General features: G+C 69.6%; 24 protein-coding genes and 1 rRNA gene. 20 read left to right on the plus strand and 5 right to left on the minus strand.

The window, feature by feature from the left end; translation table 11 throughout:
- Positions 1-6 precede the first annotated feature (6 nt).
- The 9 genes from rrf (at position 7) to DL991_RS22205 (ending at position 9,389) form a co-directional block, all read left to right on the plus strand.
- Positions 7-123: ribosomal RNA gene (gene rrf, locus DL991_RS22165) — 5S ribosomal RNA — on the plus strand.
- Between the two features lie 163 nt (positions 124-286).
- Positions 287-2,281, plus strand: coding sequence for a hypothetical protein (locus DL991_RS22170; RefSeq protein WP_125786266.1), 1,995 nt, complete (start codon positions 287-289; stop codon positions 2,279-2,281).
- Positions 2,274-3,263, plus strand: a complete 990-nt coding sequence (locus tag DL991_RS22175; RefSeq protein WP_125786267.1) for an HAD-IIA family hydrolase — start codon at positions 2,274-2,276, stop codon at positions 3,261-3,263. Before DL991_RS22170 ends, DL991_RS22175 begins: the two co-directional genes overlap by 8 nt.
- Positions 3,264-3,321: 58 nt before the next feature.
- Positions 3,322-3,528 (plus strand): hypothetical protein, encoded by a 207-nt coding sequence (locus DL991_RS22180; RefSeq protein WP_125786384.1) that lies wholly within the window; start codon positions 3,322-3,324, stop codon positions 3,526-3,528.
- A 4-nt stretch (positions 3,529-3,532) separates the two neighbouring features.
- Positions 3,533-4,348: a TlyA family RNA methyltransferase gene (locus tag DL991_RS22185; RefSeq protein ID WP_125786268.1), complete on the plus strand. Its 816-nt coding sequence runs from the start codon at positions 3,533-3,535 to the stop codon at positions 4,346-4,348.
- Positions 4,345-5,256 carry an NAD kinase gene (locus DL991_RS22190; protein ID WP_125786269.1) on the plus strand — a complete coding sequence of 304 codons (912 nt, stop codon included), beginning with the start codon at positions 4,345-4,347 and terminating at the stop codon, positions 5,254-5,256. The genes DL991_RS22185 and DL991_RS22190 overlap by 4 nt, the downstream gene beginning before the upstream one ends.
- A gap of 104 nt (positions 5,257-5,360) precedes the next feature.
- Positions 5,361-7,157 carry a DNA repair protein RecN gene (recN, locus tag DL991_RS22195; protein ID WP_199746679.1) on the plus strand — a complete coding sequence of 599 codons (1,797 nt, stop codon included), beginning with the start codon at positions 5,361-5,363 and terminating at the stop codon, positions 7,155-7,157.
- Between the two features lie 103 nt (positions 7,158-7,260).
- Positions 7,261-8,445 (plus strand): putative cytokinetic ring protein SteA, encoded by a 1,185-nt coding sequence (steA, locus tag DL991_RS22200; RefSeq protein ID WP_125786271.1) that lies wholly within the window; start codon positions 7,261-7,263, stop codon positions 8,443-8,445.
- The gene (locus tag DL991_RS22205; RefSeq protein WP_125786272.1) at positions 8,442-9,389 is read left to right on the plus strand and encodes a copper transporter; all 948 of its coding nucleotides are present in this window, start codon (positions 8,442-8,444) and stop codon (positions 9,387-9,389) included. The genes steA and DL991_RS22205 overlap by 4 nt, the downstream gene beginning before the upstream one ends.
- A 45-nt stretch (positions 9,390-9,434) precedes the next feature.
- Here DL991_RS22205 and DL991_RS22210 read toward each other — a convergent pair whose 3' ends face one another.
- The gene (locus tag DL991_RS22210; RefSeq protein WP_125786273.1) at positions 9,435-10,154 is read right to left on the minus strand and encodes an aspartate/glutamate racemase family protein; all 720 of its coding nucleotides are present in this window, start codon (positions 10,152-10,154) and stop codon (positions 9,435-9,437) included.
- Positions 10,154-11,596, minus strand: a complete 1,443-nt coding sequence (locus DL991_RS22215) for an NCS1 family nucleobase:cation symporter-1 (RefSeq protein WP_125786274.1) — start codon at positions 11,594-11,596, stop codon at positions 10,154-10,156. Before DL991_RS22215 ends, DL991_RS22210 begins: the two co-directional genes overlap by 1 nt.
- A 149-nt stretch (positions 11,597-11,745) precedes the next feature.
- Here DL991_RS22215 and DL991_RS22220 point away from each other — a divergent pair, with 149 nt between their 5' ends.
- The gene (locus DL991_RS22220) at positions 11,746-12,423 is read left to right on the plus strand and encodes a GntR family transcriptional regulator (RefSeq protein WP_125786275.1); all 678 of its coding nucleotides are present in this window, start codon (positions 11,746-11,748) and stop codon (positions 12,421-12,423) included.
- A 23-nt stretch (positions 12,424-12,446) separates the two neighbouring features.
- On the plus strand, positions 12,447-13,382 hold the full coding sequence (locus DL991_RS22225; RefSeq protein WP_125786276.1) for a phosphotransferase: 936 nt from the start codon (positions 12,447-12,449) through the stop codon (positions 13,380-13,382).
- Here DL991_RS22225 and aroA read toward each other — a convergent pair.
- A complete protein-coding gene (aroA, locus tag DL991_RS22230; protein ID WP_125786277.1) occupies positions 13,379-14,665 on the minus strand; it encodes a 3-phosphoshikimate 1-carboxyvinyltransferase in 1,287 nt (428 codons plus the stop codon). The genes DL991_RS22225 and aroA overlap by 4 nt on opposite strands.
- A gap of 88 nt (positions 14,666-14,753) precedes the next feature.
- Between aroA and DL991_RS22235 the strand changes: the two genes are divergently transcribed.
- Together DL991_RS22235 and DL991_RS22240 are read left to right on the plus strand one after the other, a co-directional pair.
- Entirely contained in the window at positions 14,754-16,457 is a 1,704-nt protein-coding gene (locus tag DL991_RS22235; protein WP_125786278.1) for a CTP synthase, read from the plus strand.
- Entirely contained in the window at positions 16,454-17,080 is a 627-nt protein-coding gene (locus DL991_RS22240; protein ID WP_125786279.1) for an NUDIX hydrolase, read from the plus strand. The genes DL991_RS22235 and DL991_RS22240 overlap by 4 nt, the downstream gene beginning before the upstream one ends.
- 80 nt (positions 17,081-17,160) lie before the next feature.
- Here DL991_RS22240 and DL991_RS22245 read toward each other — a convergent pair whose 3' ends face one another.
- Entirely contained in the window at positions 17,161-17,646 is a 486-nt protein-coding gene (locus tag DL991_RS22245; protein WP_125786280.1) for a DUF1707 domain-containing protein, read from the minus strand.
- Positions 17,647-17,764: 118 nt separating this feature from the next.
- Here DL991_RS22245 and xerD point away from each other — a divergent pair, with 118 nt between their 5' ends.
- The 7 genes from xerD to DL991_RS22280 all read left to right on the plus strand — a co-directional run bounded on the left by xerD (position 17,765) and on the right by DL991_RS22280 (position 24,591).
- On the plus strand, positions 17,765-18,667 hold the full coding sequence (xerD, locus tag DL991_RS22250; RefSeq protein WP_125786385.1) for a site-specific tyrosine recombinase XerD: 903 nt from the start codon (positions 17,765-17,767) through the stop codon (positions 18,665-18,667).
- Between the two features lie 103 nt (positions 18,668-18,770).
- Positions 18,771-19,787, plus strand: a complete 1,017-nt coding sequence (locus tag DL991_RS22255; RefSeq protein WP_125786281.1) for a ParA family protein — start codon at positions 18,771-18,773, stop codon at positions 19,785-19,787.
- The gene (locus DL991_RS22260) at positions 19,784-20,209 is read left to right on the plus strand and encodes a cobyrinic acid a,c-diamide synthase (protein ID WP_125786282.1); all 426 of its coding nucleotides are present in this window, start codon (positions 19,784-19,786) and stop codon (positions 20,207-20,209) included. Before DL991_RS22255 ends, DL991_RS22260 begins: the two co-directional genes overlap by 4 nt.
- On the plus strand, positions 20,209-21,144 hold the full coding sequence (locus tag DL991_RS22265) for a ScpA family protein (RefSeq protein ID WP_199746680.1): 936 nt from the start codon (positions 20,209-20,211) through the stop codon (positions 21,142-21,144). Before DL991_RS22260 ends, DL991_RS22265 begins: the two co-directional genes overlap by 1 nt.
- Positions 21,141-21,887, plus strand: a complete 747-nt coding sequence (gene scpB, locus DL991_RS22270; RefSeq protein ID WP_125786283.1) for an SMC-Scp complex subunit ScpB — start codon at positions 21,141-21,143, stop codon at positions 21,885-21,887. The genes DL991_RS22265 and scpB overlap by 4 nt, the downstream gene beginning before the upstream one ends.
- A complete protein-coding gene (locus tag DL991_RS22275) occupies positions 21,877-22,629 on the plus strand; it encodes a pseudouridine synthase (RefSeq protein WP_125786284.1) in 753 nt (250 codons plus the stop codon). Before scpB ends, DL991_RS22275 begins: the two co-directional genes overlap by 11 nt.
- A gap of 93 nt (positions 22,630-22,722) precedes the next feature.
- Positions 22,723-24,591: a Xaa-Pro dipeptidyl-peptidase gene (locus tag DL991_RS22280; protein ID WP_125786387.1), complete on the plus strand. Its 1,869-nt coding sequence runs from the start codon at positions 22,723-22,725 to the stop codon at positions 24,589-24,591.
- Between the two features lie 75 nt (positions 24,592-24,666).
- Here DL991_RS22280 and DL991_RS22285 read toward each other — a convergent pair whose 3' ends face one another.
- Positions 24,667-25,863, minus strand: a complete 1,197-nt coding sequence (locus DL991_RS22285) for a cation:proton antiporter (protein ID WP_125786285.1) — start codon at positions 25,861-25,863, stop codon at positions 24,667-24,669.
- Positions 25,864-25,867: the final 4 nt, after the last annotated feature.

Below are 25,867 nucleotides of genomic sequence, written 5' to 3' on the forward strand. Positions count from 1 at the left end.
CAGTGTTTCGGTGGTCATAGCGTCAGGGAAACGCCCGGTCCCATTCCGAACCCGGAAGCTAAGCCTGACAGCGCCGATGGTACTGCAACCGAAGGGTTGTGGGAGAGTAGGACACCGCCGGACTAACCTCAGGACAGGGTCCTGACCAGGGTTGAGAACCCCACAGGTTCTCCCCCGGTCAGGGCCCTGTCTCTTTTCATGTCCATGGACCGACTAGAATGGTCCGTTGGCCCACCTGACGGGTGGGCGCAAGTGTCGAAACTTTTCAATAGTGGCAGGAGGCCAGGTGTCCGAGTTCGGTCGACGTGACTCAGATGATGGCGCGTCCGGCCGGTCGGGTCGCCGGGACGACAGTCCCCGCGGAGGCCGGTCTGACGCGCAGCGAGGTGACCGGCGCGGTTCCGCCGGCGGCAGGCAGGACCGGGGCGGCCGCGATGGTGGCTACCAGGGTCGCCCGCGTCGTGACGACCGCGGCGCACGCGGTACCGGCGGCAGCTATCCCGGCAAGCCCGCGCGCAGCGGCGACGGTCCTCGTGACCAGCGCCCCGGTGGCAGCCGGTTCGCAGGCCAGGGGCGTGACGAGAACCGCCCGCGCTACAACAACAGCAGCGACGACCGTCGTGGCCCTGGTGCCGGCGACCGTCGTGACGACCGGTCCGGTGGCCGCGACAACGACCGTCGTGGCGGCTTCCGCTCCGACGACCGGCGCGACAACCGCGACAACAAGGGCGGCGACCGCGGCGGTTACCGCTCGGACAATCGTGGCGGCTATCGCTCCGACAACCGGGGTGGCGACAGCCGAGGCGGTGACCGCGGTGGTTACCGGTCCGACAGCCGGGACAGCCGTGGCGGCGATCGCGGTGGATACCGCGGCGGGGACAACCGTGACAACCGCGGCGGTGACAGTCGCGGCGGTGACAACCGCGGCGGCTATCGCTCCGACAACCGGGGTGGCGACCGCGGTGGTTACCGCTCGTCCGACAGCCGTCCCGAGCGTCGCTCCGACAATCGTTCGGACAGCCGCTCGGACAATCGCTCCGACAGCCGTTCGGACAACCGTTCCGAAGGCCGGTACGAGAAGCGCCCCGACAGCCGCCCGGCTCGTTCCGGCTACGGCTCGGACAACCGCGGCCGATCCGACGACCGCCCGTCCGGCAACCGCTACGAAGGCCGCCCCCAGGGCAAGTCCTACGGTGACCGCGACAACCGTGGTGACGACAAGCGCGGCGACGATCGGCGTCCGTCCTATCGCGACGATCGCGGTGGCTCCCGTTCCGGTGGCTACAGCGGCGGCGATCGTCGTGGTCCGTCCTCGAGCGACCGCCGTCCCAGCAGTGGTGGCTACGAGCGCAAGAGCTTCGGCGACCGCGACAAGCGTGGCGACGACAACCGTGGTGACGACAAGCGCGGCGCCTACCGGCCGTCCGGTGACCGTCCCGACCGTCGTCCGTCCGACCGGCCGGAGAAGCGCTACGACGACAAGCGCGGCGGCTTCGACCGCAAGCGTGACGATCGTCCCCAGCGCGACCGTTCCGAAGGCCGCAAGGACTTCCGTTCCTCGCCTCGCACCGAGGACAAGCCGGTCGACGACGAGACCTTGGCGCGTGAGCTGCTCGCGGCTCCGGAGCTGCCCGAAGGCATCGAGTTCTCGGATCTCGACGAGGAGGTCCGCCGGGAGCTCCGCACGCTGCCCAAGGCACTCGCGGAAACCGTCGGCAAGCACCTGGTCGCGGCCGGTGGCCTCGTCGACGAAGACCCCGAAGCCGCGATGGAGCACGCCAAGTACGCGAAGGCCAAGGCGTCGCGGGTCCCGATCGTCCGTGAGGCGCTCGGCCTGGTCGCCTACCACGCGGGCAACTGGTCCGAGGCCCTGTCCGAGCTGCGGGCTGTCCGCCGGATGACCCGGACCGACGAGCACATCGCGATCATCGCCGACGCGGAGCGCGCCATCGGCCGTCCGGAGCGGGCACTCGACCTCGCGAAGGAGGTCGACAAGGAGCGCCTGGCCAAGGCGACCCAGATCGAACTCGCGATCGTGGCCGCCGGCGCCCGGCGTGACCTCGGCCAGCTGGACGCCGCCGTCGTCTCCCTCCAGGGCGACGACCTCAAGGCGGAGAAGCGCGACCCGTGGAGCGCCCGGCTGTTCTACGCCTACGCCGACAACCTCGCCGCCGCCGACCGCAAGGACGAGGCGATCCGCTGGTTCCTGAACGCGGCAGAGGCCGACGAGGAGGACGAGACCGACGCCGCCGAGCGCGCCGCGGAGCTCACGAATGGCTGACGCTCTGTCGGCCGGGTACGACGCGGTCCTGTTCGACCTCGACGGCACGGTTTACCACGGCGGCATCGTGGTCCCGGGCGCACCGGAAGCACTCCGGGCGCTTCGGGACCACGGCACCGCCGTCCGGTGGGTCACGAACAACGCCTCCAAGGCGCCCGCGGAGGTCTCCGCACACCTGGAGGCACTCGGACTCCCGGCCACGCCCGAGGAAGTCCACACGAGCTCTCAGGCCGCCGCCACCCTGTTGGGTGAGCGGCTGCCTCAGGGCTCCGTGGTGCTCGTCGTGGGCACGGACTCGCTGGCCGCCCAGATCGAGTCGGCCGGGCTGCGGACGGTCCGGGAAGCCGGTCCGGACGTGGCCGCCGTCGTTCAGGGGCATTCCCCGGAGAACACCTGGGCCGCGCTCGCGGAGGCGTGCCTCGCCATCCGCGCGGGCGCGTTGTGGGTGGCGACCAACGTCGACGCGACCCTGCCGACCGAACGCGGGCTGCTGCCGGGCAACGGATCGATGGTGGCCGCGTTGCGCACCGCCACCGGCGTCGAACCGCTGGTGGCGGGCAAGCCGGCGCCGCTGCTGTTCACCACGGCGGCGCGGGACGCGGGTGCGGAGCGGGCGCTCGTCGTCGGCGACCGGCTGGACACCGACATCGAGGGCGCGGTCGCGGCCGGGATCGACGCGCTCTGCGTCCTGACCGGCGTCGCCGACGCGGCGTCCTTGATCAAGGCCAGGCCCGAGGAGCGTCCTCGCTACCTTTCGTGGGATCTGTCCGGGCTGAGCAGCCGCGCGGAGCTGCTCGAAATCGGGCCCAAGGACGGCTGGCGTGTCACCGCACGGGGTGACGTGCTCGAAGCCGACGGTGAAGGCGACTCCCTCGACCTGCTGCGCGTATTGTGCGCGGCTGCCTGGGAGTCGGGGATCACCGAGGTCCGTGGTGTGGGCGACGCCGCCCGCGCCGCGTTCGGCGAGCTGCGCCTCGCCTGACCAGCGCTGCTAACTTGGTGGGGTGCAAGACCACTTCCACCCCGTGCCGCGACCGCCGGTGCCTGGCCCTCCGCCGGTGCCTGGCCCTCCGGCGGTCCAGGCTGACCAGTTCGAGCAGCAGGACACGGATCCCCGAGCCGGGATCGACGAAGCCGTGGCGGGTCTCGACGACCTCGCCGCACTTCCGCTCTCTGAGCACGTCGACCGCTTCGAAGCCGTGCACACCGAGCTGACGGTGGCGCTGTCCACCATCGACAAGGTCTGACCGCATGCCCAAACGCGCCCGCCTGGACGCGGAGCTCGTCCGGCGGGGCCTCGCCCGTTCCCGGGAGCAGGCGTCCGCGCTGATCGCCGAGGGCAAGGTCAGCGTGCGCGGGATGGTGGCCACCAAACCCGCGACGGGGGTCGAATCCGGCGCGCCGATCGTGGTGCGCGACGGCGACGACCCCGGCTGGGCCTCCCGCGGCGCGCACAAACTGCTCGGCGCGCTCGAAGCCTTCACCCCGCAAGGACTTTCCACCGAAGGAAAGCGCTGCCTCGACGCGGGCGCTTCGACCGGTGGCTTCACCGATGTCCTGTTGCGCAACGGCGCCGCCACGGTGATCGCCGCCGACGTCGGCCGCGGCCTGCTGGACTGGCGGCTGCGCACCGACGACCGCGTGGTCGTGCTCGACAAGACGAACGTCCGCAACCTGACGCCGGAAGATCTCGGCGGGCAGGTCGACCTCGTGGTCGGGGACCTCTCGTTCATCTCGCTCAAACTCGTGCTGCCCGCGCTGGCCGCGTGCGCGCGGGACGGCGCCGATCTGGTGCCGATGGTCAAACCGCAGTTCGAGGTGGGCAAGGACCGGCTCGGCAGCGGCGGTGTCGTCCGTGACCCGGAGCTTCGGGTCGAATCCGTGCTCGGCGTGCTCGCCGAGGCCGAGAAGCTGGACCTGCGTCTGCGCGGCGTCGTGGCGAGCCCGCTTCCCGGGCCGTCCGGGAACGTCGAATACTTCGTCTGGCTTACCCGCGGGGCGGGGGAGACCGCCGGCACCGACGCCGAGCGGCTCGTCCGCACCGCAGTCCTGGAGGGACCCCAATGAGCGATCGCGAGGTGCTGCTCGTCGTGCACCCGGACCGGGACGCGACCCGGGACGCGGCACGTGAGGTGTCGGCCCGTTTCGCCAAGGCCGGTGTGCGGCTGCGGGTGCTCGACGAGGACGTGAAGGAGATGCTGGAGGCGGACGGCGGGATCGGCGGGCCCTGCACGGTCATGGCGCCGGAACAGGATCCGGCCGCCGGGACCGAGCTGGTGTTCGTGCTCGGCGGCGACGGCACGCTGTTGCGGGCCGCGGAACTGGCCAGGCCGAACGGCGTTCCGGTGCTGGGGGTGAACCTCGGCCGCGTCGGCTTCCTCGCCGAGGCCGATTCCGACAAGCTCGCCGACACCGTCCAGCGCGCCGTCGACGGTGACTACCAGGTCGAAGAGCGGATGACCGTCGACGTCACGGTCAGCGTCGACGGCGAAGAGACCGTCAACACCTGGGCGCTCAACGAGGCCAGCGTCGAGAAGAGCTCGCGTGAACGCGTGCTGGACGCGCTCATCGAGGTCGACGGAAGGCCCGTGTCGTCCTTCGGCTGCGATGGCGTCCTGTGTGCCACACCGACCGGCTCGACGGCGTACGCGTTCTCCGCGGGCGGGCCGATCATCTGGCCGGACGTCCAGGCCCTGCTGGTGGTCCCGAGCAACGCGCACGCGATGTTCTCGCGGCCGCTGGTCGTCTCGCGCGACTCGGAGATCACCGTCGCCATCGATCCGGACGGCTCGCCCGCCGTCCTGACCTGCGACGGATCGCGGACCTTCGATCTTCCCGCCGGCGCGGCCGTGCGGGTCACCTGCGGCCGGGTGCCGGTGCGCCTGATCCGGTTGTGGGAAGGCCCGTTCACCGACCGGCTGGTGCACAAGTTCTCGCTGCCGATCAAGGGCTGGCGGGAGCGGCACGCCCGCTGACGGATGTCGTGAAAGGGCCTTTGAAGACAACTTTCGTCGTCAAGGGCTCTTTCATGACGTGCCGGGTGCGGGAATGGTCGGGGTGGGCCGCTACGGTGGGCGTCGTGCTGGCCGAGATGCGCATCCAGGGCCTCGGAGTCATCGAGGACGCCCTGCTGGAACTGCACGCGGGCTTCACCGTCGTCACCGGTGAGACGGGTGCGGGCAAGACCATGGTCGTCAGCGGGTTGCACCTGCTCTCCGGCGGCCGAGCCGAAGTGTCCAAGGTGCGGACGGGAATGCTGAAGGCCTTCGTGGAAGGCCGATTCGAGCTGGGCGGCGCGGAAGGCGCCACCCGGATCGTCACCGACGCCGGGGCGGAGGTCGACGAGGACGGCAGCGTCATCGCGCTGCGCGCGGTCTCGGTCGACGGCCGGTCCCGCGCCCACCTCGGCGGCCGTTCGGTGCCGGTCGGTGTGCTGGCCGATCTGTCCGAGCAGCTGATCGCGGTCCACGGGCAGAACGATCAGCTGCGGCTGTTGCGGCCCGCCGAGCAGCGCGCGGTGATCGACCGGTTCGCCGGTGAGGCCGTCACCGCACCACTCGAGCGATATCGCGCGGTGCGGGACGAATGGCTCGCCGTCGTCGCCGAACTGACCGAGCGGTCCACCCGTTCCCGTGAGATGGCCCAGCAGGCGGACCTGTTGCGGCACGGGCTCACCGAGATCGACGCCGTCGCGCCCGAACCGGGCGAGGACACCGAACTCACCGAACAGATCAAGCGGCTCGCCGCGGTCGACGAGCTGCGAGCGTCGGCCAGTGCGGCGCACGCCGCCGTCGCCGGATCGGCGGATGGGGATCCGGACGCGCCCGGCGCGCTGGGGCTGATCGGGGAGGCGACCCGCCACCTGAACGGTTCCGAGGACGCCGTGCTGCGGGAACTCGGGCCCCGGCTGGACGAGGCTTCGGTACTGCTGTCCGAAGTGGGCACCGAGCTGGGCAGTTACCTCGAAACGCTCGACGCCGACCCGGCGTTGCTGGAGAAGGTGCTCGCGCGCCAGGCCGATCTGAAGCGGCTCACGCGCAAGTACGCGGCCGACGTGGACGGCGTGCTCGCCTGGGCCGACGACGCCCGCCGCCGGATGTCCACGATGGACACCTCCGAGGAGGCACTGGCCGAACTGGCCAAGCGCCGTGACGAACTCGCCGTCACGCTGGCGGAACACGCCCTGACCCTGTCGGAGGCGCGCGTCGAGGCCGCCGCCGAACTGGCCGAGGCCATCACCGCCGAGATGTCCGGGCTCGCCATGGGACAGGCCGAGATCGAGATCACCGTCGAGCGGCGCACCGTGGACGAGAGCGATCCGCACGCGGTGAAGGTCGAAGGCAGGCTCGTGCACGCCGGCCCCGACGGCGTCGACGACGTCGAGTTGCTGCTGCGCGCGCACAACGGCGCGCCGCCGCTTCCGGTGCACAAGGCCGCTTCCGGCGGTGAGCTTTCCCGCGTGATGCTGGCGATCGAGGTCGTCCTCGCGCATGCGGACACCGTGCAGACACTGGTGTTCGACGAGGTCGACGCCGGCGTCGGCGGCCGGGCCGCGGTCGAGATCGGCAGGCGGCTCGCGCGGCTGGCACGCAGTCACCAGGTCCTGGTGGTCACCCACCTGCCGCAGGTGGCCGCGTTCGCCGATCAGCATCTGGTGGTGGACAAGGGCACCAGCGGCGGGGTGACCCGCAGTGGCGTGCGCGTGCTCGAACAATCCGAGCGCGTCGTCGAACTTGCCCGCATGCTCGCCGGAATGGAAAGCACCGAGACCGGCCGCGCGCACGCGGAGGAATTGCTCGCCGTCGCCGAGGCCGACAAGAGCGCGCCGGACAAGCCCAAAGCCCGTCGTGGCGGAAAGCGAAAGAAAGCGAAGTAGTGCCTGTCACGGCCGGGTAGCCCGATCCGGTGTGGGTTAATCGGCGTGTTTCCATCGGCGTGGCGGACACGGAAGGCCGCGCGGATTTGTCACTATCGGTCGCATGAAGCTCACCGGCTTGCTCTCGCGTAACCAAGAGACCCTCCCCGGGATCACCGGCGTCGCCAGGGTCGACAGGCGTACGCGTGAGCTGCTCCGCCGGCTGAGCCCTGGCGACATCGTCGTCCTCGACCAGCTCGATCTCGACCGGTCGACGGCGGATGCCTTGGTGGAGGCCGAAGTCGCGGCGGTGGTGAACGCCTCGCCGTCGATCTCCGGCCGATTCCCGAACCTGGGCCCGGAGATCCTGCTCGAGGCCGGGATCCCGCTTGTCGATTCGGTCGGCGGCGAACTGCTGCGCAAGGTGAAGGACGGCACGAAACTCCGCCTGCACGAGGGCGTCGTCTACATCGGTGAGCGGCAGCTCGGATCGGGTGTCCAGCAGACACGTGAGAGCGTCGCGGACCAGATGATCGAGGCCAAGGCCGGGATGTCCACCCAGCTGGAGGCATTCTCCGCGAACACGATCGAATTCCTCCGCCGGGAACGCAGTCTCATCCTCGACGGTGTCGGCGTCCCGGAGATCCGGGTTCCGCTCAAAGACCGGCACGCCCTCGTGGTCGCGGGCGGCAACGGGCACGCCGAAGACCTCAAGAAGCTGAAGAAGTACATCTCCGAGCACCGTCCGGTGCTGATCGGTGTCGACGCCGGGGCCGACACCCTGCGCGCGCAGGGATATCAGCCGGACGTCATCGTCGGCGATCCGCACGGAATCGGTGCCGAGACGCTGCGCAGCGGTGGCGAGGTCGTGGTCCCGGCGCAGCCGGACGGGCACGCGCCGGGTGTCGAGCGTATCCAGGACCTCGGGATCGGCGCCGTCACCTTCCCAGCGACGGGCAACGCCGAGGACCTCGCGCTGCTGCTGGCCGACGCGCACGAGGCCAGTCTCGTGGTCACCGTCGGATTCCAGGCGACGCTGCGGGAGTTCCTCGACCACGGCCGGTCCGGGTCGAATCCGTCCACGTTCCTCACCAGGCTCAAACTCGGCACGAAACTGGTCGACGGCAAGGCGGTCGCGACCCTGCACCGCAGCCGGGTGTCCATCGGCGCCATCGTCCTGTTGGTGCTGGCGGCCCTGGTGGCCGTCGCGGCCGCGCTGCTGGTGTCCGACGTGGGTTCGGTCTACCTCGACTGGATCCGCGACACCTGGAACTCGTTCATCGCCTGGGGCAAGGGACTTTTCACGTGATTTCACTGCGGTACCACATCGTTTCCATCGCCGCCTGCTTCCTGGCGCTCGCCATCGGGGTGGTGCTCGGGTCCACGGCGCTGAACGGTTCACTGCTCTCGGGGCTCGCCAGCCAGAAGGAGGACCTGGGTTCCCAGGTCGCGGAGCTGGAGGCGCAGCGCAACTCGCTCAACGCGAGGCTCGGTGACGCGGACGCGTTCGCCGGTGCGATGGGGCCGAAGGTGGTCGCCGGGCAGCTCGACAAGCGTTCGGTGGTGCTGGTGACCACGGAGGACGCGAAGCCCGCGGACCGCGACGCCCTCAAACAACTCATCGGGCAAGCGGGTGCCGCCGTCACCGGCGAGATCCAGCTGACCGAGGCGTTCTCCGACCCGATGCGGTCGGATCAGCTGCGTGACGTCGTCTCGCGGTTGCAGCCCGCCGGTGTCCAGTTCCCGACCGCGGGCGACCCCGGCACCCTCGCCGGTGCCCTGCTCGGCTCGGTGGCGCTGCTGAACAAGGACAACGCGCAGCCGCAGTCCACGCCGGTGGAGCTGGCGGCCGCGCTCGGCGGGCTCACCGACGGCGGTTTCCTCAAGACCGGCGGGGAGGTGAAGCCTGCGCAGCTCGCGATCGTGCTCACCGGCTCCAAGTACACCGGGGACGGCGCCGGTGACCGTGCCTCGACCGTCGCGCGGTTCGCCGCGCAGCTCGACCGTTCCGGCGCGGGCACCGTCCTGGCGGGCGACGCGGGATCCGCCGACGGCACCGGCGCGATCGGTGTCGTCCGCGCCGACACCTCGTCGACCTCCATCCTGTCCACTGTGGACAACGCGGAGACCGCCGCGGGCCGGGTCACCACGATCATGGCGCTGCGCGAGCAGCTCGAAGGCGGCGCGGGGCGCTACGGCATCGCGGGTAACGCCCAGGCTCCCGCACCCGGCATCGCCGCCGCCGGCAACTAGCTCCCTTCGCGATTCGGCACCTGCTTGCGATCGTTCGCATCGCAATCAGGTGCCGAATTGCGTGGGCCAGCGGCGGGTTTTCGGGAGAGGGCGGGCGTAGGAGCCGGCCCGGCTGGTCTTGAGGTTCAGTGCCACCAGGGATTCGGCGAGGCGGACGGCGGCCGCGACGCCGTCGATCACCGGGATGTCGAGCATCGCCGAAATCCGGCGATCGAGGCCCGTCATCCCCGCGCAGCCGAGGACCAGGACTTCCGCACCCGCGTCGCGGGCGCGCCGTCCGGCGGTCAGCAGGGCGGATTCCGTCCGGCGTTCGTCGGTCAGTTCGAGCACGCCGAGCCCGGCGCCCAGAACCCCGACGCAGTTCTGCGCGACGCCCGCGGCGTGCAGGCTGTCTTCGATGAGCCCGCACGTCCGGTCCAATGTGGTCACCACGCCGTAGCGTCTTCCCAGCAGACAGGCCAGATGCGCGGCCGCTTCGGTGATGTCGACGACGGGGACGTCCAGCAGTTCGCGAGCGCCTTCCCTGCCGTGCTCGCCGAAACCGGCCAGCACGAGCGCGTCGAACGGCTCGTCCAGCCCCTTGAGAAGGTCGAGGACGGCCGCGGCGCTCAGGAAGCTGTCCAGCCAGCCTTCCGCGGATTCCGGGCCCCACAACGGTGTTCTGGCCAGGATTTCGGTGCCCGGACTCGCCGCGGCGCGCGCGCCGGCTTCGATCTCCTTGGTCATCGCCTCGGTGGTGTTGCAGTTGGTGACCAGGATCCGCATCACGCGACCCGCTGTTTCCGCGACACGGCGAAGTACAGCGCCGCCGCGGAAGTGGTGCCGATGAACCACGAGTACGGCGCGGCGGCCGCGAAGAACGGCACGAGGGCGATGATCGCGGACAGCGCCGCCGTGGGCAGGAACGTGACCATCGCGCGCGGATTGAACCCGCGCTTGTAGTGGTACGGCGAATCGGGTCCGGCCACGAACAACTTGTCCACGTCGATCCGGCCACGTTTCACCAGGTAGTAGTCCACGATCATGATGCCGAACAGCGGGCCGAGGAAGGCCCCGAGGCCGCCGAGGAAGTAGTTGACCACCGCGGGGGAGGAGTACAGCTTCCACGGCAACACGCACAACGCGGCGACCGCGCTGATCATCCCGCCGATGGTGAAGGTGATCCGTTTCGGCCAGATGTTGGCAAGGTCGTAGGCGGGGGAGACGAAGTTCGCGACGATGTTCACGCCCATGGTGGCGATCGCGAAGGTCAGCGCGCCGATGATCAGCACGGGTGTGTTGTCGATGCGGGCCAGCAGTTCGGCGGGGTCGGTGATGGCTTCGCCGAACACTTGAAGGCTGCCGGCGGTCACCAGCACCGACAGCAGCGCGAACGCCGTCGAGTTGATCGGCAGACCCCAGAAGTTCCCGCGCCGCACCGTTTTCTGGTTCGGGGCGAACCGGGAGAAGTCGCAGAAGTTGAGCATCAGGGTGCCGTAGATGGACAGGATCAGGCCGACCGCGCCGAACCACTGCCGTACTTGCTCCCCTGTGGACAGTGCCTTGGGGTTGCCGGTCAAGGAGATGTTCCAGTCGGCGGCGGCCAGGATCCACACCGCGAGCGCGATCATCACGACCCAGATACCCGGACCGCACCAGTCCTGGAACTTGCGCACGGCCTCCATCCCGCGGGTGAGCACCAGCGCCTGCGCGAGCCACAACGCGATGAAGCAGATCCAGCCGAGGGCGTGCAGGCCGAGGAAGCCCACCTCGGTCAACGGTTTCAGGCCTGGATCGATCGCGAGCACGAGCAGGGTGATGGCCACGGAGGCGAGGTAGGTCTGGATGCCGTACCAGAAGATGGCGATGATCGCGCGGATCAGCGCCGGCAGGTTCGCGCCGAAGGTGCCGAAACTGATGCGGGCGACCACGGGGAAGGGGACGCCGGTCTTCTGGCCGATCCGGCCCATCAGGTTCATGCCGAAGTAGATGAGCACGAACCCGGTGAGCAGCGCGGTGAACACCTGCCAGGCCGAGAGCCCGAGGACGAACAGGCCCGCCGCGAACGTGTAGTTGCCGAGGTTGTGCACGTCCGACATCCACAACGCGAAGATGTCGTAGACCTTCCAGCGGCGTTCTTTCGCCGGGGCGAGATCTTCGTTCCAGAGCCGGGGATCGGCGTTCTCGGTGGTAGGCGCTTCGGACCGGGTTGCTGGGGCGGCGGTCATGCGGGCCTCCGATCGACGGGGACGTCCGGTCGATTTGGTATCCCAAAATTTGGCATCCCAAATATCACCCCGCAGTGGTCCGTCGTCAAGGTTCCTGCCGATAAACTCGGGTTACGAGCTGTTACGGCAGTGTTGAACGAGGGGGTCGGGTGGCCGAGGAAGGACCACGTCAGCCGCTGGCCGCGACCCGGCAACGGGTCCGGGACGAGCTGCGTGAACGGATCCTCGACGGACGGCTGAAGCCGGGGGACAGGCTGGTCGAACGGGAACTCGCCGAGGGCCTCGGAGTCTCGCGGGTCCCGGTGCGCGAGGCCATCCGCAGCCTGGAGGCCGAAGGCTTCCTCACCGTCCAGTCGCCCCGGCGCATCGTCGTGCGCCAGCTTGCCAGAGCCGACGTCGAGGAGCTGTTCGACGTCCGTGAAGCGCTCGAAGGGCTCGCCGCCGGGCTGGCCGCCGAACGGGCGGGCAAAGCGGAACTCCGCGCACTCGAACGGCTGCTCACCGACGCCGCCCGCGCGACCGAAAGCGGCGACGCTGCCCGGATCACCCTGCTCAACACCCGCTTCCACGACGAGATCGTCGCGCTGGCGGGCAACGGGCTCCTGCACGAGATCCTCCGCCCGCTCGAGGGCAGGCTGCGCTGGCTCACCAGCCAGAACGAGCACTGGGGCGAACTGCTCGACGAGCACCGCCGCCTCTACGACGCGATCGCTTCGGGCGACGCCGACCTGGCCCGGTCCCACGCCGTCGAACATGTGCGGGTGAACCGGGAGGTCACGCTGAAGGCGTTGTTCCCCGAAGACGACGGAGAACGCTCCGCCGGGTGAACCGGACATGTCAGACTCGCGACATGATCACCGACGAACAACGGGCCGCCCGCACCGCGCGGGCGGTGGCCGCCGCGGTTTCCGCGGGCCGCGACCTCGGCATCACCGTCACCGAACCCGAAGTCCTGTACGACGTTTTCTCCGTCATCGTGCGGCTTGCGCCTTCGCCGGTCGTCGTGCGCGTGCCGACCGTGCTGCCGCGGACGACCACGCTGGAGACGCAGCTGACCGACCAGCGGCGTGAACTCGCCGTCGCCGCCTGGCTCGGCGAGAAGGGGCTCCCGGTCGTCAAGCCGAGCCCGCTGGCCCCGGCGGAGCCTGTGCGGCGTGACGGTTTCTCGATGACCTTCTGGGAGCTCATCGAGTTCGTCGAGGACGCGAACCTCACCGCAGAGCACTCGGCCAAGCTCGTCGCGAAGCTGCACGCCGCGCTGCGCGACTATCCCGGTGACCTGGCGTTCCTGAACGGTCTCGACCCGTTCATCCCCGACGGCCTCGCCCAGCTCGAAGGCAGGCCGGAGCTGCTCGCCCCGGCCGACCTCGACCGCGCCCGCCGCGAATGGGAGGTCTTCCGGCCGCTGCTGGCCTCGGAGGAGGCCTTCGCCAAGGCGTTCCCCGGCGCCACCGTCCAGCCGGTGCACGGTGACGCGCCTGGCTACAACCTGATCGTCACCACCGAAGGCGAGCTCTACTCCGACTTCGAACTAGTGAACCGCGGCCCGATCGAACGCGACCTCGCCTTCAACGGTCCCGAAGGCGTCGCGGCCTACAACGCCGCCGCCGCGGAACTCGGGCTACGCGAGGTCGACGAAGGTGTGCTGCGCACCTTCGAAGCGCTGGGCCTGCTTCAGGTGGTCGCGTGCCTGTCGATGGCGCCCGACCTGCCGATGCTGGTGGACGGCATGAAACCGATGATCGAGCAGTGGCGGGAAACCCCCTTTGCCGGAGGGCTCGCTTAGCCGAGCATCGAGGTCCAGGCTTCGCCGAATCCGGGGAAGGTCTTCCCGACCGTCCCCGGGTTCTCCACCTCGACGCCTTCGACCTTCAGGCCGAGCACTGCGGCCGCCATCACCAGCCGGTGGTCGTCGTAGGTGCGGAACTTCCCGCCGTGCAGCGGTGCCGGCGTGATCCGCAGCCCGTCCTCGGTCTCGCGGACGTCGGCGCCGAGCGACGACAGTTCGGTGGCGAGCGCGGTCAGCCGGTCGGTCTCGTGGCCGCGAAGATGCGCCACCCCGGAGATGACCGACGGTCCCTCGGCGAAGCACAGCACCGCCGCGATCACCGGCGTGAGTTCGCCGACGTCGTGCAAGTCCAGCTCGACGCCGGGGATCGTGCCGCTTCCGGTGACCGTCAGGCCGCCCGCGTCGAGTTCGGCGGTGGCGCCCAAGACGGGCATCAGGCTGCGGAGCCAGTCGCCTGGCTGGGTCGTCCGCTGCGGCCAGCCCGCGATCCGCACCGTGCCGCCGGCCGCGACCGCGGCGGCGACGAACGGGGCGGCCGTCGAGAGATCCGGCTCGACGATGTACTCGGGGCAGGAAAGCCTTGTGGGCGCGACGTGGAACTCGTCGCCCTCGCGCTCCACAGTGGCCCCGAAGCGGCGAAGCATTTCGACGGTCATCGCGATATGCGGTTCGCTCGGCACCTCTCCGCCGACCAGGCGCACGGTGACACCCTGCTGGAACGACGGCCCCGCGAGCAGCAGCGCGGACAGGAACTGGCTCGACGCCGACGAATCCAGGTCGACCTTGCCGCCACGCAGGCCGCCTTCGCCGTGGACGGTGAACGGCGGCGCGTCGCGGCGATCGTCGTCGATGCGGGCGCCGAGACCGCGCAGCGCCTTCAGCAGCGGCCCGATGGGACGACGGCGGATCGCCTCGTCGCCGTCGAACAGCGCCGGGCCGGTGCCCAGCGCGGCGAGCGCGGGCGTGAACCTGGCGACCGTGCCCGCGTTGCCGAGTTCCACCCGGACGGTCTCTTCGGGATGGACACGGCCGGGGCCGAGCGGGTGCACGAGATAGCCGCCGATGCTGCCCTGCGAGTGCGCGCCGAGCGCGTAGAGGGCACCGAGCATCAGCCGCGCGTCCCGGGAGTCGAGCGGGGTCCGCACCCGCGTCGGCGCGCTGGCGAGTGCGGCGAGGACGTAGGCCCGGTTGGTGATCGACTTCGAGCCGGGGACGCGGATGTCCGCGTCGAGCGGGCCTTCCGCGACCGGTGCGGTCCAGGTGTCGTGCGCGTCTGTCACGCCGCGAGGGTAGCGGTTTTCCACTCCATCGGACGCTTGCGGCGTGGCCGGTGAGCGCCCCGGCGGGCGTGCGATAAGGTGGAAGCCCGTGGGACTTCAGTCGCGGGCTACCAAGTATGTCTTTGTCACCGGAGGCGTTGCCTCCTCTCTGGGTAAGGGACTCACGGCTTCCAGCCTGGGTCAGCTCCTTACCGCACGTGGGCTCCGGGTCACGATGCAGAAGCTGGATCCGTACCTCAACGTCGATCCAGGCACGATGAACCCGTTCCAGCACGGTGAGGTGTTCGTCACCGACGACGGCGCCGAGACCGATCTGGACATCGGGCATTACGAGCGTTTTCTCGACCGGGCTCTCGACGGCAAGGCGAACGTCACCACCGGGCAGGTGTACTCCGAGGTCATCGCCAAGGAACGCCGCGGTGAGTACCTCGGCGACACCGTGCAGGTCATCCCGCACATCACCGACGAGATCAAGGCGAGGATCACCGCCGCGGCGGGCGCCGACGAGGACGGGAACAGCCCGGACGTCGTGATCACCGAGGTCGGCGGCACCGTCGGCGACATCGAGTCGCTGCCGTTCCTGGAGGCCTGCCGTCAGGTCCGCCACGACGTCGGCCGTGACCAGTGCTTCTTCCTCCACGTCTCGCTGGTCCCGTACCTCGCCCCGTCGGGCGAGCTCAAGACCAAGCCGACCCAGCACTCGGTCGCCGCGCTGCGCAACATCGGTATCCAGCCCGACGCGCTCGTCTGCCGCGCCGACCGCGAGCTGCCGGAGGATCTCAAGCGCAAGATCGGCCTGATGTGCGACGTCGACACCGAGGCCGTCATCGCCTGCCCCGACGCGCCGTCGATCTACGACATCCCGAAGGTGCTGCACCGTGAGGCGCTCGACGCCTACGTGGTGCGTCGTCTCGGGCTGCCGTTCCGCGACGTCGACTGGACCGTGTGGGGCGACCTGCTCGACCGGGTGCACAACCCGTCGGAGACGGTGCGGGTCGCGGTCGTCGGCAAGTACATCGACCTGCCGGACGCGTACCTGTCGGTGACCGAAGCGCTGCGGGCGGGCGGATTCGCCCACCGCGCCAAGGTCCAGATCGCCTGGGTCCCCTCGGACTCCTGCGAGACCCCGGCCGGTGCCGCGGCCGCGTTGTCCGATGTGGACGGTGTGCTGATCCCCGGCGGGTTCGGCATCCGCGGCATCGAGGGCAAGGTCGGCGCCATCGCCTACGCCCGCACCCAGGGACTGCCGCTGCTGGGCCTGTGCCTCGGCCTGCAGTGCATGGTGATCGACGCGGCGCGGAACCTGGCCGGGATCAAGGACGCGAACTCGGCCGAATTCGACGACGAGGGCGCGAACCCGGTCATCTCCACGATGGCCGACCAGCGCGACGTCGTCGCCGGCGAGCGCGACATGGGCGGCACGATGCGGCTCGGCGCCTACGTCGCCAAGCTCAAGCCGGGCTCGCAGGTCGCGAAGGCGTACGGCAGCACCGAGGTCTCCGAGCGGCACCGCCACCGCTACGAGGTCAACAACGCCTACCGCAAGCGCCTTTCCGAGGCCGGTCTGGTGTTCTCGGGCACCTCGCCCGACGACCACCTGGTCGAGTTCGTGGAGCTGCCCGCCGACAAGCACCCGTTCTTCGTCGGTACCCAGGCACACCCGGAACTCAAGAGCCGCCCGACCCGCCCGCACCCGCTGTTCAGCGCGTTCGTGAAGGCCGTCGTGGACCGCAAGGTCGCCGAGCGGCTGCCGGTCGAGCTGCCCGAGGCCCCGCAGACGGTGGCCCGGTGACCGAACCCGGCAAGCACGAGTTCACCGTCGCGTCCACGAGGGACGTCCACATCGGACGCGTCGTCGGACTGCGGGTCGACGAGGTCGTGATGCCCGGCGGCGGCACCGCCCGCCGTGAGGTCGTCGAGCACCTCGGCGCGGTCGCCGTCGTCGCGCTCGACGACGACGGCGCGGTCACGCTGATCCACCAGTACCGCCATCCGATCGGGCGGCGGCTGTGGGAACTGCCCGCCGGGCTGATCGACAAGGCGGGGGAGGACCCCGTCGGCGCGGCCGAACGGGAACTGGTCGAGGAGGTCGGGCTCAGCGCCGAGCGCTGGGAGACCCTGGTCGACGTCGCGGCGTCGCCCGGCTTCACCGACGAGGTCGTCCGCGTCTACCTCGCCCGTGGGCTGTCCGAAGTGGACAGGGAGGTCCTCGGCGACGAGGAGGCGGACCTCGTCATGCGGAAGTTCCCGCTCGCCGAAGCGGTCCGGATGGCGCTGGCCGGTGAGCTGGTGAACGGGTCGACCGTCGGTGGCGTGCTCGCCGCGCACGCGGTGCTTTCGGGGGCTGCTTCGGCGCGGCCCGCGGACGCGCCTTGGGAGGACCGGCCGACGAAGTTCGCTTCGCGCGGTCTCTAGGCGCTTCGCGCGTGAGATGAAAGGCCCCTTCATTGCGAAATTTGCAATGAAGGGGCCTTTCATCTCAGTTTCGGGAGCGGTCAGTCGCGGAGGCGGCGGCCCTGCGCGTCGGTGCCGCCGTTCGCCAGCAGCACGATCCCATCGACCATCGGCCAGACCACCCCGACGCCGCAGGTGACCACCACGACCGCCAGTTGCCCCAAAGCCAGTCCGACGTGCCCGGTGTAGAACCGCCCGGTCCCGAACGGCAGCACGAGCTGCAGCACCCCGGCGGCGATCTTCGACTTCGGTGAGTACGGCACGACCGCGGCCGGCCGCTGGTGCACGGGCACGAACGGCGGCGGGTCGAACCGCGGCGCCAGGTACCTCGGATGCGGCGCGGGCAGGTCCTGGAACAGCGGCCGGAGTTCGCCGAGAGTCACGGCCTCGTACGCGGCGAGGACGCGGCCCTCGTACTCGTCCGGCGTGATCCTGCCCTGGCTGTAGTGGTCGCCGAGCAGCCGCGCGGCCTCTTCGCGTTCGGCGGTGCCGACGCGCATCTCGTCCGGGTCCGGTTGCTGGGACATGCTCCCAAGGTAGCTCGTTTCACACCCGCGACGCGGTACGCGCGGCGAACCCCCGAACGGGTCGTGGTGGTCCTAGAGTGTCCGTGTGTCACGGGCCGGTGGTACCGGAGTCGCCCAGGTGGTCGCCGCATACCTCGACCATCTGGTGGTCGAACGCGGAACCGCGAGGAACACCCTCGACAGCTACTCCCGTGACCTGCGCCGGTACACCGCGTACCTCGACGGCGCCGACGTCGAACGTTTCACCGACGTCACGTCGGCACACATCACCTCGTTCGGCGCGGCGCTGCGCGAAGGCGACGAAGAGCATCAGCCGCTCGCCGCGTCCTCGGCCGCTCGCGCACTGGTCGCCGTGCGGGGGCTGCACAAGTTCGCGCACGCCGACGGCATCACCGAGAACGACCCGGCCCGCGAGGTCCGCCCGCCCGCCGCGGCCAAACGGCTGCCCAAGGCACTGCCGGTGGACGCCGTGCTGAAGCTGCTAGAAACCCCGCCGCCCGAGGGGATGCGGCCGCTGCGGGACCGGGCGTTGCTGGAACTGCTCTACTCCACCGGCGCGCGGATCTCCGAGGCCGTCGGGCTCGACGTCGACGACATCGACGACGCCGAACGCACCGTGCTGCTCGACGGGAAGGGCGGCAAACAGCGCATCGTGCCGATCGGCCGTCCGGCGCTGGAAGCGGTGCACGCGTACCTCGTCCGCGCGCGGCCGGCACTCGCCACCCACGGCAGGGGGACACCGGCGATGTTCCTGAACGCCCGCGGCTCCAGGCTTTCCCGGCAGAGCGCGTGGCAGGTTCTCAAGGACACCGCGGAATCCGCGGGGATCACGGCGGGCGTTTCCCCGCACACGTTGCGCCATTCCTTCGCCACGCATCTGCTCGAAGGCGGCGCCGACGTCCGCGTCGTGCAGGAACTGCTCGGCCACGCCTCGGTGACGACCACGCAGGTGTACACGCTGGTCACGGTGAACACGCTCCGCGAGGTTTACGCGACAGCACATCCCCGCGCCCTCGGCTAAGCAGCGCCTAATCGACCCGGTCGGTCCCGGCGTGCCTCGTTGGCTCGACTCGTGAATCGCGCATAGGCTGCCGAGGATCCTGCCGAAGAGGAGCTTTCGCGTTATGTCGACACCGAACGAGCCGGCGAAGCCGTCCGCGTCCGCCGGTTCGGCCGCGGCGAGCCTCAGCCAGGTGACCATCGCAACCCCCGCCGAACACGACGGCGACGAACCGTCGGAGGACACGATCTCTTCCCGCGGCCGCAAGGCCAAGCGCGCCAAAGAAACCAAGCAGCAAGAACTCGAGAGGGAAGGTATCGGCCCCACCGGCCGTCCGTACCGCGAGATCCCCGATCCGCCGCCGCTGGAACGGCACGGCCCCGCACTCGTGATGGCCATGTGCAACCAGAAGGGCGGCGTCGGCAAGACCACCTCGACCATCAACCTGGGTGCGGCGCTCGCCGAATGCGGCCGCCGGGTACTGCTGGTCGACTTCGATCCACAGGGCGCGCTCTCGGTCGGTCTCGGCATTCAGCCGCACGAGCTGGACCAGACGGTCTACAACGTCATCATGGAGCGCTCGGTCAGCATCACCGACACCATCCGGAAGACCCGGGTGGACGGCGTCGACCTGCTGCCGAGCAACATCGACCTGTCCGCGGCCGAGGTCCAGTTGGTCGCAGAGGTAGGGCGCGAACACACGTTGTTACGGGTCCTTCGTCCGGTCATGAACGACTACGACTATGTTCTTGTCGACTGCCAGCCCTCGCTAGGCCTGCTGACGGTGAACGCACTGACCGCCGCGGACGGTGTGATCATCCCGCTGGAGTGCGAGTTCTTCAGTCTGCGAGGCGTAGCGCTCCTGATCGACACCATCGAGAAGGTGCAGGAACGCCTCAACCCCAAACTGGACATCACCGGGATTCTCGCCACCATGTACGACCCGAGAACCCTGCACTCGAAGGAGGTCATGGCGAGAGTGGTGGAGGCATTCGGCGACATCGTGTTCGACACGGTGATCAACCGCACCGTGCGGTTCCCCGAGACGACCGTCGCGGGCGAGCCGATCACGACGTGGGCCCCCAAATCAGCAGGCGCGGCGGCCTATCGCGCGCTGGCCCGTGAGGTGATCGCCCGGTGAGCAGGCGAGCTTCCCTGCCCGGAGCGTCCGAACTTTTCAGGATCACCTCCAGTCCCGCCCTCGATCTTCCGCCCGCGCCCGAGCAGCCCGCCCCCTCGACGGGGAACGGCAACGGGAACGGATCCGGGAACGAGGCGGGACCCGCGCACAAGGAACAGCTGTCCCGTGCCGCGCGAAGCGGTTCCGGGCGGACCAAGCACGACGCGAAGATCACCGTCTACGTCTCCGGCGACGAACTGCTGGCGATGGAGCAGGCCAGGCTGAACTTGCGGGCGAAGCACGGGCTCGTGCTCGACCGCGGCAGGCTGGTCCGCGAGGCGGTGGCCGTCCTGTTGGCCGACTTCGACGCGGCGGGCGAGGAGTCGGTGCTCGTCCAGCGCTTGCGGGCGGGCAGCGAGGACGGGAAAGAGACCGAGAGCTGATGGACGACCCGGCCGCGGCTGCTCCCAGCGGCTCAGAGCCGGTCGAGCGGACAGAGGCAGACGAGACCCCCGCCGTGCATGAGACCGTGCACGGCGGGATGGTCCCCGAAGGACTGGCCAGTGAAGAGCTGAGCACGTCCAAGTTCAAGGTGAACCTGTCGAATTTCCAGGGCCCCTTCGATCTGCTGCTCCAGCTGATCTCGCAGCACCAGCTCGACGTCACCGAAGTCGCGTTGCACCAGGTCACGGACGATTTCATCGCCTACACCCGCGCGCTCGGCACGGAGTGGAACCTCGACGAGACGACCGAGTTCCTGGTCATCGCGGCGACCCTGCTCGACCTCAAGGCGGCACGCCTGCTGCCCGCCGCCGAGGTGGAGAGCGAAGACGACCTCGCCCTGCTCGAAGCTCGGGACCTGCTGTTCGCGCGCGTGCTGCAGTACCGGGCGTACAAGCAGGTCGCGGCGCTGTTCGGTGAGCTGGAGGCCGGTGCGCTGCGGCGGTATCCGCGGTCGGTCGCGCTCGAAGACCGGTTCATGGGGCTGCTGCCCGAGGTGATGCTCGGCGTCGACCCGGCGAAGTTCGCCGAGATCGCCGTCGCGGTCTTCAAACCGAAGCCGCCGCCGACGGTGTCGATCGCGCACATCCACATGGGCCGGGTCTCGGTGCGCGAACACGCCGCGCTCCTGCGGCTCAAGCTCGCGGAACGAGGCGAAGCGACCTTCAGCGAGCTCGTCGAGGACTGCGAGCACACCGTCGAGATCGTGGCGCGGTTCCTCGCGCTGCTGGAGCTGTACCGGGAGGCCACGGTCCAGTTCGAGCAGCTGGAGGCGCTCGCCGAACTGCACGTGCGCTGGACCGGCGGGTCCGTGGCGCAGGCGTCGGTGGCGGCCGAACAGGACCTCGCCGCCGCGGAGGACGAGGAGTACGGGTGAGCCCCGAAGAGATCCAGAAGACCGAAGAAACCCCCGAGACCGGTGATGAGCCGAAAGCTGCCGTCACCGAGTCCGACGAGGCGGAGGACGCTTTCAGCCCGCCGGAGGCCGACCAGCCGGAGGCCGAGGCACCTGCCGTCGAAGCGGAGCCGCCTGCCGACGAGGGGCTCGTGGCGGCGGGTGACGGCGACTATCCCGACCTCACCTCCGACGAGGCGCTCGAAGCGGCCTTGGAGGCGTTGCTCCTGGTCGTCGACTCGCCGATCAACGAGGAATCGCTCGCCGACACCGTCGGGCAATCCGTGTCGCGGGTCACCGTGGCGCTGCGCACGATGGCGCAGAAGTTCACCGAGCGGACCAGCGGAATCGACCTGCGCCGAGTCGGCGAAGGGTGGCGGTTCTACACTAGGGACGTCTATGCCCCGTTCGTGGAGAAGCTTCTGCTCGACGGCCAGCGTTCCAAGCTGACGCGAGCCGCACTGGAGAGCCTCGCCGTGATCGCCTATCGGCAGCCGGTGACCAGGGCCAGGGTCGCCGCCGTCCGAGGGGTGAACGTGGACGGGGTGATCAGGACGCTGCTGGCACGCGGCCTGATCGAGGAGATGGGGACCGACCCCGAAACCACAGGCACGCTGTACGTGACGACCGAGCTGTTCCTGGAGCGACTGGGCCTCTCGTCCTTGGCCGACCTTCCGCCCATCGCTCCGTTGCTACCCGAAGTGGACACCATCGATGACATCTGACCCGCATCCCGACGGCATTCGGCTGCAGAAGGTCCTTTCGCAGGCCGGCGTCGCCTCGCGGCGCGCCGCCGAGGACCTGATCGTGCGCGGTCGCGTGAGCGTGGACGGCAAGGTGGTCACCGAACTCGGCCGCCGGGTCGATCCGGACAACTCCGTGATCCACGTCGACGGCACCCGCGTGCAGGTCCGCGAGGACCTCGTCTACCTCCTGCTGAACAAGCCCAAGGGCGTGCACAGCACGATGAGCGACGACCGCGGCCGCCCGTGCGTCGGCGACTACCTGCGCGGCCGGTACGAGGAGACGCCCGGCATCGTGCACGTCGGCAGGCTCGACGAGAACACCGAAGGCCTTCTTCTGCTCACCAACGACGGCGACCTCGGCCACCGGCTGATGCACCCGTCGTACCAGGTGCTCAAGACCTACTTCGCCGAGGTCGAGGGCATCGTCCCGCGCGGTCTCGGCAAGGAACTGCGGGCCGGTTTCGAGCTGCCGGACGGCATCGTCAAGGTCGACCAGTTCAGGGTCAAGGACATGCTGGCCGGTCGGACCCAGATCGAACTGGTCATCCACGAAGGTCGCAAGCACATCGTGCGGCGGCTGATGGCGGCCACCGGGCATCCGGTGCGCAAACTGGTCCGGACCGCGCTCGGCGACGTCCAGCTCGGCGCCCAGCGGTCGGGCTCGATCCGGCGGCTCAACCGCGGCGAGGTCGGTTCGCTCTACCGCGCGGTCGATCTGTAAGACTTTCCGCTCTACTGCACAAGTGATCATCGCGTTTAGCTCTCCCTGACGGGCTTTCAGCCGACGGGGAAGGGCTCAACCGTGAAAACAGTTGTGCTGGCAGGGATCTTGGCGGTCGCCGCGGCCGTGGTCGCGGCGCCGCAGGCCGCGGCGAAACCGCGGGGCAGCGAACCGGTCTACGACTTCGCCCAGGCCGTCCGCGAGACGGCCTGGGTGGACATCGGCCTCGACGGGGACGGCGACGGCCGTTCGGACCGGGTCGCCGCCGACATCATCCGCCCGAAGGAACCGGCGGCGCAGGGCAAGAAGGTCCCGGTCATCATGGACGCGAGCCCGTACTACTCGTGCTGCGGGCGGGGCAACGAGAGCGAGCTCAAGACCTACGACTCGGCGGGCAGGCCGGTCGGGTTCCCGCTCTACTACGACAACTTCTTCGTCCCCCGCGGGTACGCCGTGGTCCTGGTGGATCTGGCCGGTACCAACAAATCCCGCGGCTGCACCGACGTCGGCGGACCCTCGGACGTCAACTCGGCGCGCAAGGTCGTCGACTGGCTGAACGGCCGCGCGAACGGCTACACGACGGCGACCGGACCGGCGAGGACGAACGCGACCTGGTCGACGGGCGCCGTCGGCATGATCGGGAAGTCCTACGACGGCACGGTGGCCAACGGCGTCGCCGCGACCGGTGTCGACGGGCTCAAGACCATCGTGCCGATCGGCGCCATCAGCTCCTGGTACGACTACTACCGCTCGGATGGCGCGAACCTGCGCCAGGGCAGCCCGGCGGGGTTGGCGCAGACCGTGTCCCGGCGCAACGGCGGGCAGAACTGCGGTGCGGCGAACCAGAAGCTCACCGCGGGTGCGACGGCGAACGGCGACTACAACGCCTTCTGGCTCGACCGAGACCACGTGCAGAGCGCGTCGAAGGTGAAGGCCAGCGTGCTCGCTTCGCACGGGCTGGGCGACCTCAACGTCAAGACGATCAACTTCGGGCAGTGGTGGGAAGCGCTGAACGTCGAGCGCAAGATCTGGCTGACGCAGGCCGGTCACGTCGACCCGTTCGACTACCGGCGGTCGGCGTGGGTCGACACCCTGCACAAGTGGTTCGACCACTACCTGCTCGGCGTGGACAACGGCATCGAAAAGACACCGGGCGCGAGCGTGGAACGGGAGCCGGACGTCTGGGTGGACCAGGCGGCGTGGCCCGCGGGCAGCGCGGTGACCCTGCGTCCCGCGGCCGGCGGCACTCCGGGTGTCGGCACCCTCGGCACCACGGCGGGGACGGGTACGGCGTCGTTCACGGACTCCTCCGGTCAGTCCTCGAACAGCTGGGCCGCACGTCCGACGGAAACCTCGAACGGACGCCTGCTGTTCAGCACCGGCGCGCTGGCGAAGGATCTGCACGTGTCCGGAACGGCGAAGGTGACCGTGACCGCGACGCCGTCGACGTCCTCAGCGAGGCTCTCGGCGATCCTCGTGGACTACGGTCCGGCGACGATCCGGAACTACACCGGGCCGAAGGAAGGCATCAAGAACGAGCTGACGCAGTCGTGCTGGGGCGCGAGCGCTTCCGGCAACGACGCCTGTTACCTGAACACGAGCACCGACGCGGTCTCGGTGGGGCTGAACATCATCAGCCGCGGCTGGGCGGATCTGGCCAACCACCAATCGCTGAGCCAGGAATCGCCGCTGACGCCGGGGCAGCCGTACACGATGACGTTCCGGCTGGCGAGTACGGATCATGTGGTCCCGCAAGGACATCAGCTGGCGCTGATCATCGGTGGGACGGACGGCTCGTTCATCTCGGGTCCTTCGCAGTACCCGAAGATCACGGTGGATCTGGGCAAGACGTCGCTGGCTCTGCCTGTCTCGGGCGCGGGACCGTCGGCGGTTCCGGCTCCGCTTCCGGCGGCTCCGGCGCAGATCGCTCCTGCGACCGTTTCGGGGCTTGAGCGCGGCTGACCCAATGCTATGAAAGGTCCTTTCCTTGCAAATTTTGCAAGGAAAGGACCTTTCATGGCGCGTGTGGGGCGAGGGTCAGCCGGTTTGGGAAGCGGCGCTCTTCGAGCCGAAGGGCCTTCGCTGCAGAGCCCGCGCCACCGGCTCGACGATCCGCGCGGCCGTCGGGCCGAGGATCGCCATCAGGAGCACGTACGCCGTCGCGAGTGCCGCGAGTTCGCCGGTCACCGCGCCCGCCGCCACCGCAAGTCCGGCGATGACGATCGAGAACTCGCCTCGCGCGACCAGCGCGGCTCCGGCACGAGCCCGGCCCATCTTCCCGATACCTTGCCGTCGCGCGGCCCACCAGCCGGTGCCGACCTTCGTGAGCGTCGTCGCGACCGCCAGGACGACCGCCCAGCCGAGCACGGGCGGGATCGACGCGGGGTTGGTGTTGAGCCCGAACACGACGAAGAACACGGCCGCGAAGAGATCCCGAAGTGGTTCGAGCAGGTGCGTCGCGTTCTCCGCGGTCGAGCCCGAGATCGCGATGCCGAGCAGGAACGCGCCGACCGCGGCCGACACCTGCATCGCCGAAGCCAGGCCGGCGACCAGCAGGGCCGCACCGAGGACCTTGAGGAGGAACACCTCGCGGTCCGGGCTGTCCACCGCCGCGGAGACGTACCGGCCGAACTTCAGCGCGATCACCAGCACGACCGTGATCACCATCAGCGAGATCCCGACCGCCTTCATGCCGCCGAGGAAACTGACACCGCCGAGGACCGCGGTGAGGATCGGCAGGTACAGCGCCATCACCAGGTCTTCGAACACCAGGATCGACAGCACCACCGGCGTTTCCCGGTTACCGAGCCGCCCGAGGTCGCCGAGAACCTTCGCGATGATCCCGGAGGACGAGATGTAGGTGACGCCCGCCATCACGATCGCGCCGATCGGTCCCCAGCCGAGGATGAGCGCGACGATCGCACCCGGCGCGGCGTTGAGCACGATGTCGACGAGCCCCGCCATCCACGAGCGTTTCAGCCCGGTGAACAGCTCGGCCGCCGAGTACTCCAGGCCCAGCAGGAGCAGCAGCAGGACGACGCCGATCTCGCTGGCGAGGTGGGTGAAGTCGCCGATGTCGCCGAGCGGGATCAGCCCGCCCTGGCCGAAGCACAGGCCGCCGATCAGGTACAGCGGGATGGGGGACATCCCGATCTTCCCGGCGAGGCGGCCGAGCGCGCCCAGCCCGAAGAAGACCGCCCCGAGTTCGATCAAGGACAGTGCGGTGTGATCCATCCGC

This window comes from Amycolatopsis sp. WAC 01375 (assembly GCF_003947325.1).
In the GTDB taxonomy this organism is placed as follows: domain Bacteria; phylum Actinomycetota; class Actinomycetes; order Mycobacteriales; family Pseudonocardiaceae; genus Amycolatopsis.

What these genes read in the sequence shown, in the direction of transcription:
- DL991_RS22265 (WP_199746680.1), top strand. Translation starts at nt 20,209, where the DNA reads ATGGACGACCCGGCCGCGGCTGCTCCCAGCGGCTCAGAGCCGGTCGAG.
- DL991_RS22245 (WP_125786280.1), bottom strand. Translation starts at nt 17,646, where the DNA reads ATGTCCCAGCAACCGGACCCGGACGAGATGCGCGTCGGCACCGCCGAA.
- DL991_RS22175 (WP_125786267.1), top strand. Translation starts at nt 2,274, where the DNA reads ATGGCTGACGCTCTGTCGGCCGGGTACGACGCGGTCCTGTTCGACCTC.
- DL991_RS22225 (WP_125786276.1), top strand. Translation starts at nt 12,447, where the DNA reads ATGATCACCGACGAACAACGGGCCGCCCGCACCGCGCGGGCGGTGGCC.
- DL991_RS22255 (WP_125786281.1), top strand. Translation starts at nt 18,771, where the DNA reads ATGTCGACACCGAACGAGCCGGCGAAGCCGTCCGCGTCCGCCGGTTCG.
- DL991_RS22275 (WP_125786284.1), top strand. Translation starts at nt 21,877, where the DNA reads ATGACATCTGACCCGCATCCCGACGGCATTCGGCTGCAGAAGGTCCTT.
- DL991_RS22190 (WP_125786269.1), top strand. Translation starts at nt 4,345, where the DNA reads ATGAGCGATCGCGAGGTGCTGCTCGTCGTGCACCCGGACCGGGACGCG.
- DL991_RS22285 (WP_125786285.1), bottom strand. Translation starts at nt 25,863, where the DNA reads ATGGATCACACCGCACTGTCCTTGATCGAACTCGGGGCGGTCTTCTTC.
- DL991_RS22215 (WP_125786274.1), bottom strand. Translation starts at nt 11,596, where the DNA reads ATGACCGCCGCCCCAGCAACCCGGTCCGAAGCGCCTACCACCGAGAAC.
- steA (WP_125786271.1), top strand. Translation starts at nt 7,261, where the DNA reads ATGAAGCTCACCGGCTTGCTCTCGCGTAACCAAGAGACCCTCCCCGGG.
- DL991_RS22210 (WP_125786273.1), bottom strand. Translation starts at nt 10,154, where the DNA reads ATGCGGATCCTGGTCACCAACTGCAACACCACCGAGGCGATGACCAAG.
- DL991_RS22185 (WP_125786268.1), top strand. Translation starts at nt 3,533, where the DNA reads ATGCCCAAACGCGCCCGCCTGGACGCGGAGCTCGTCCGGCGGGGCCTC.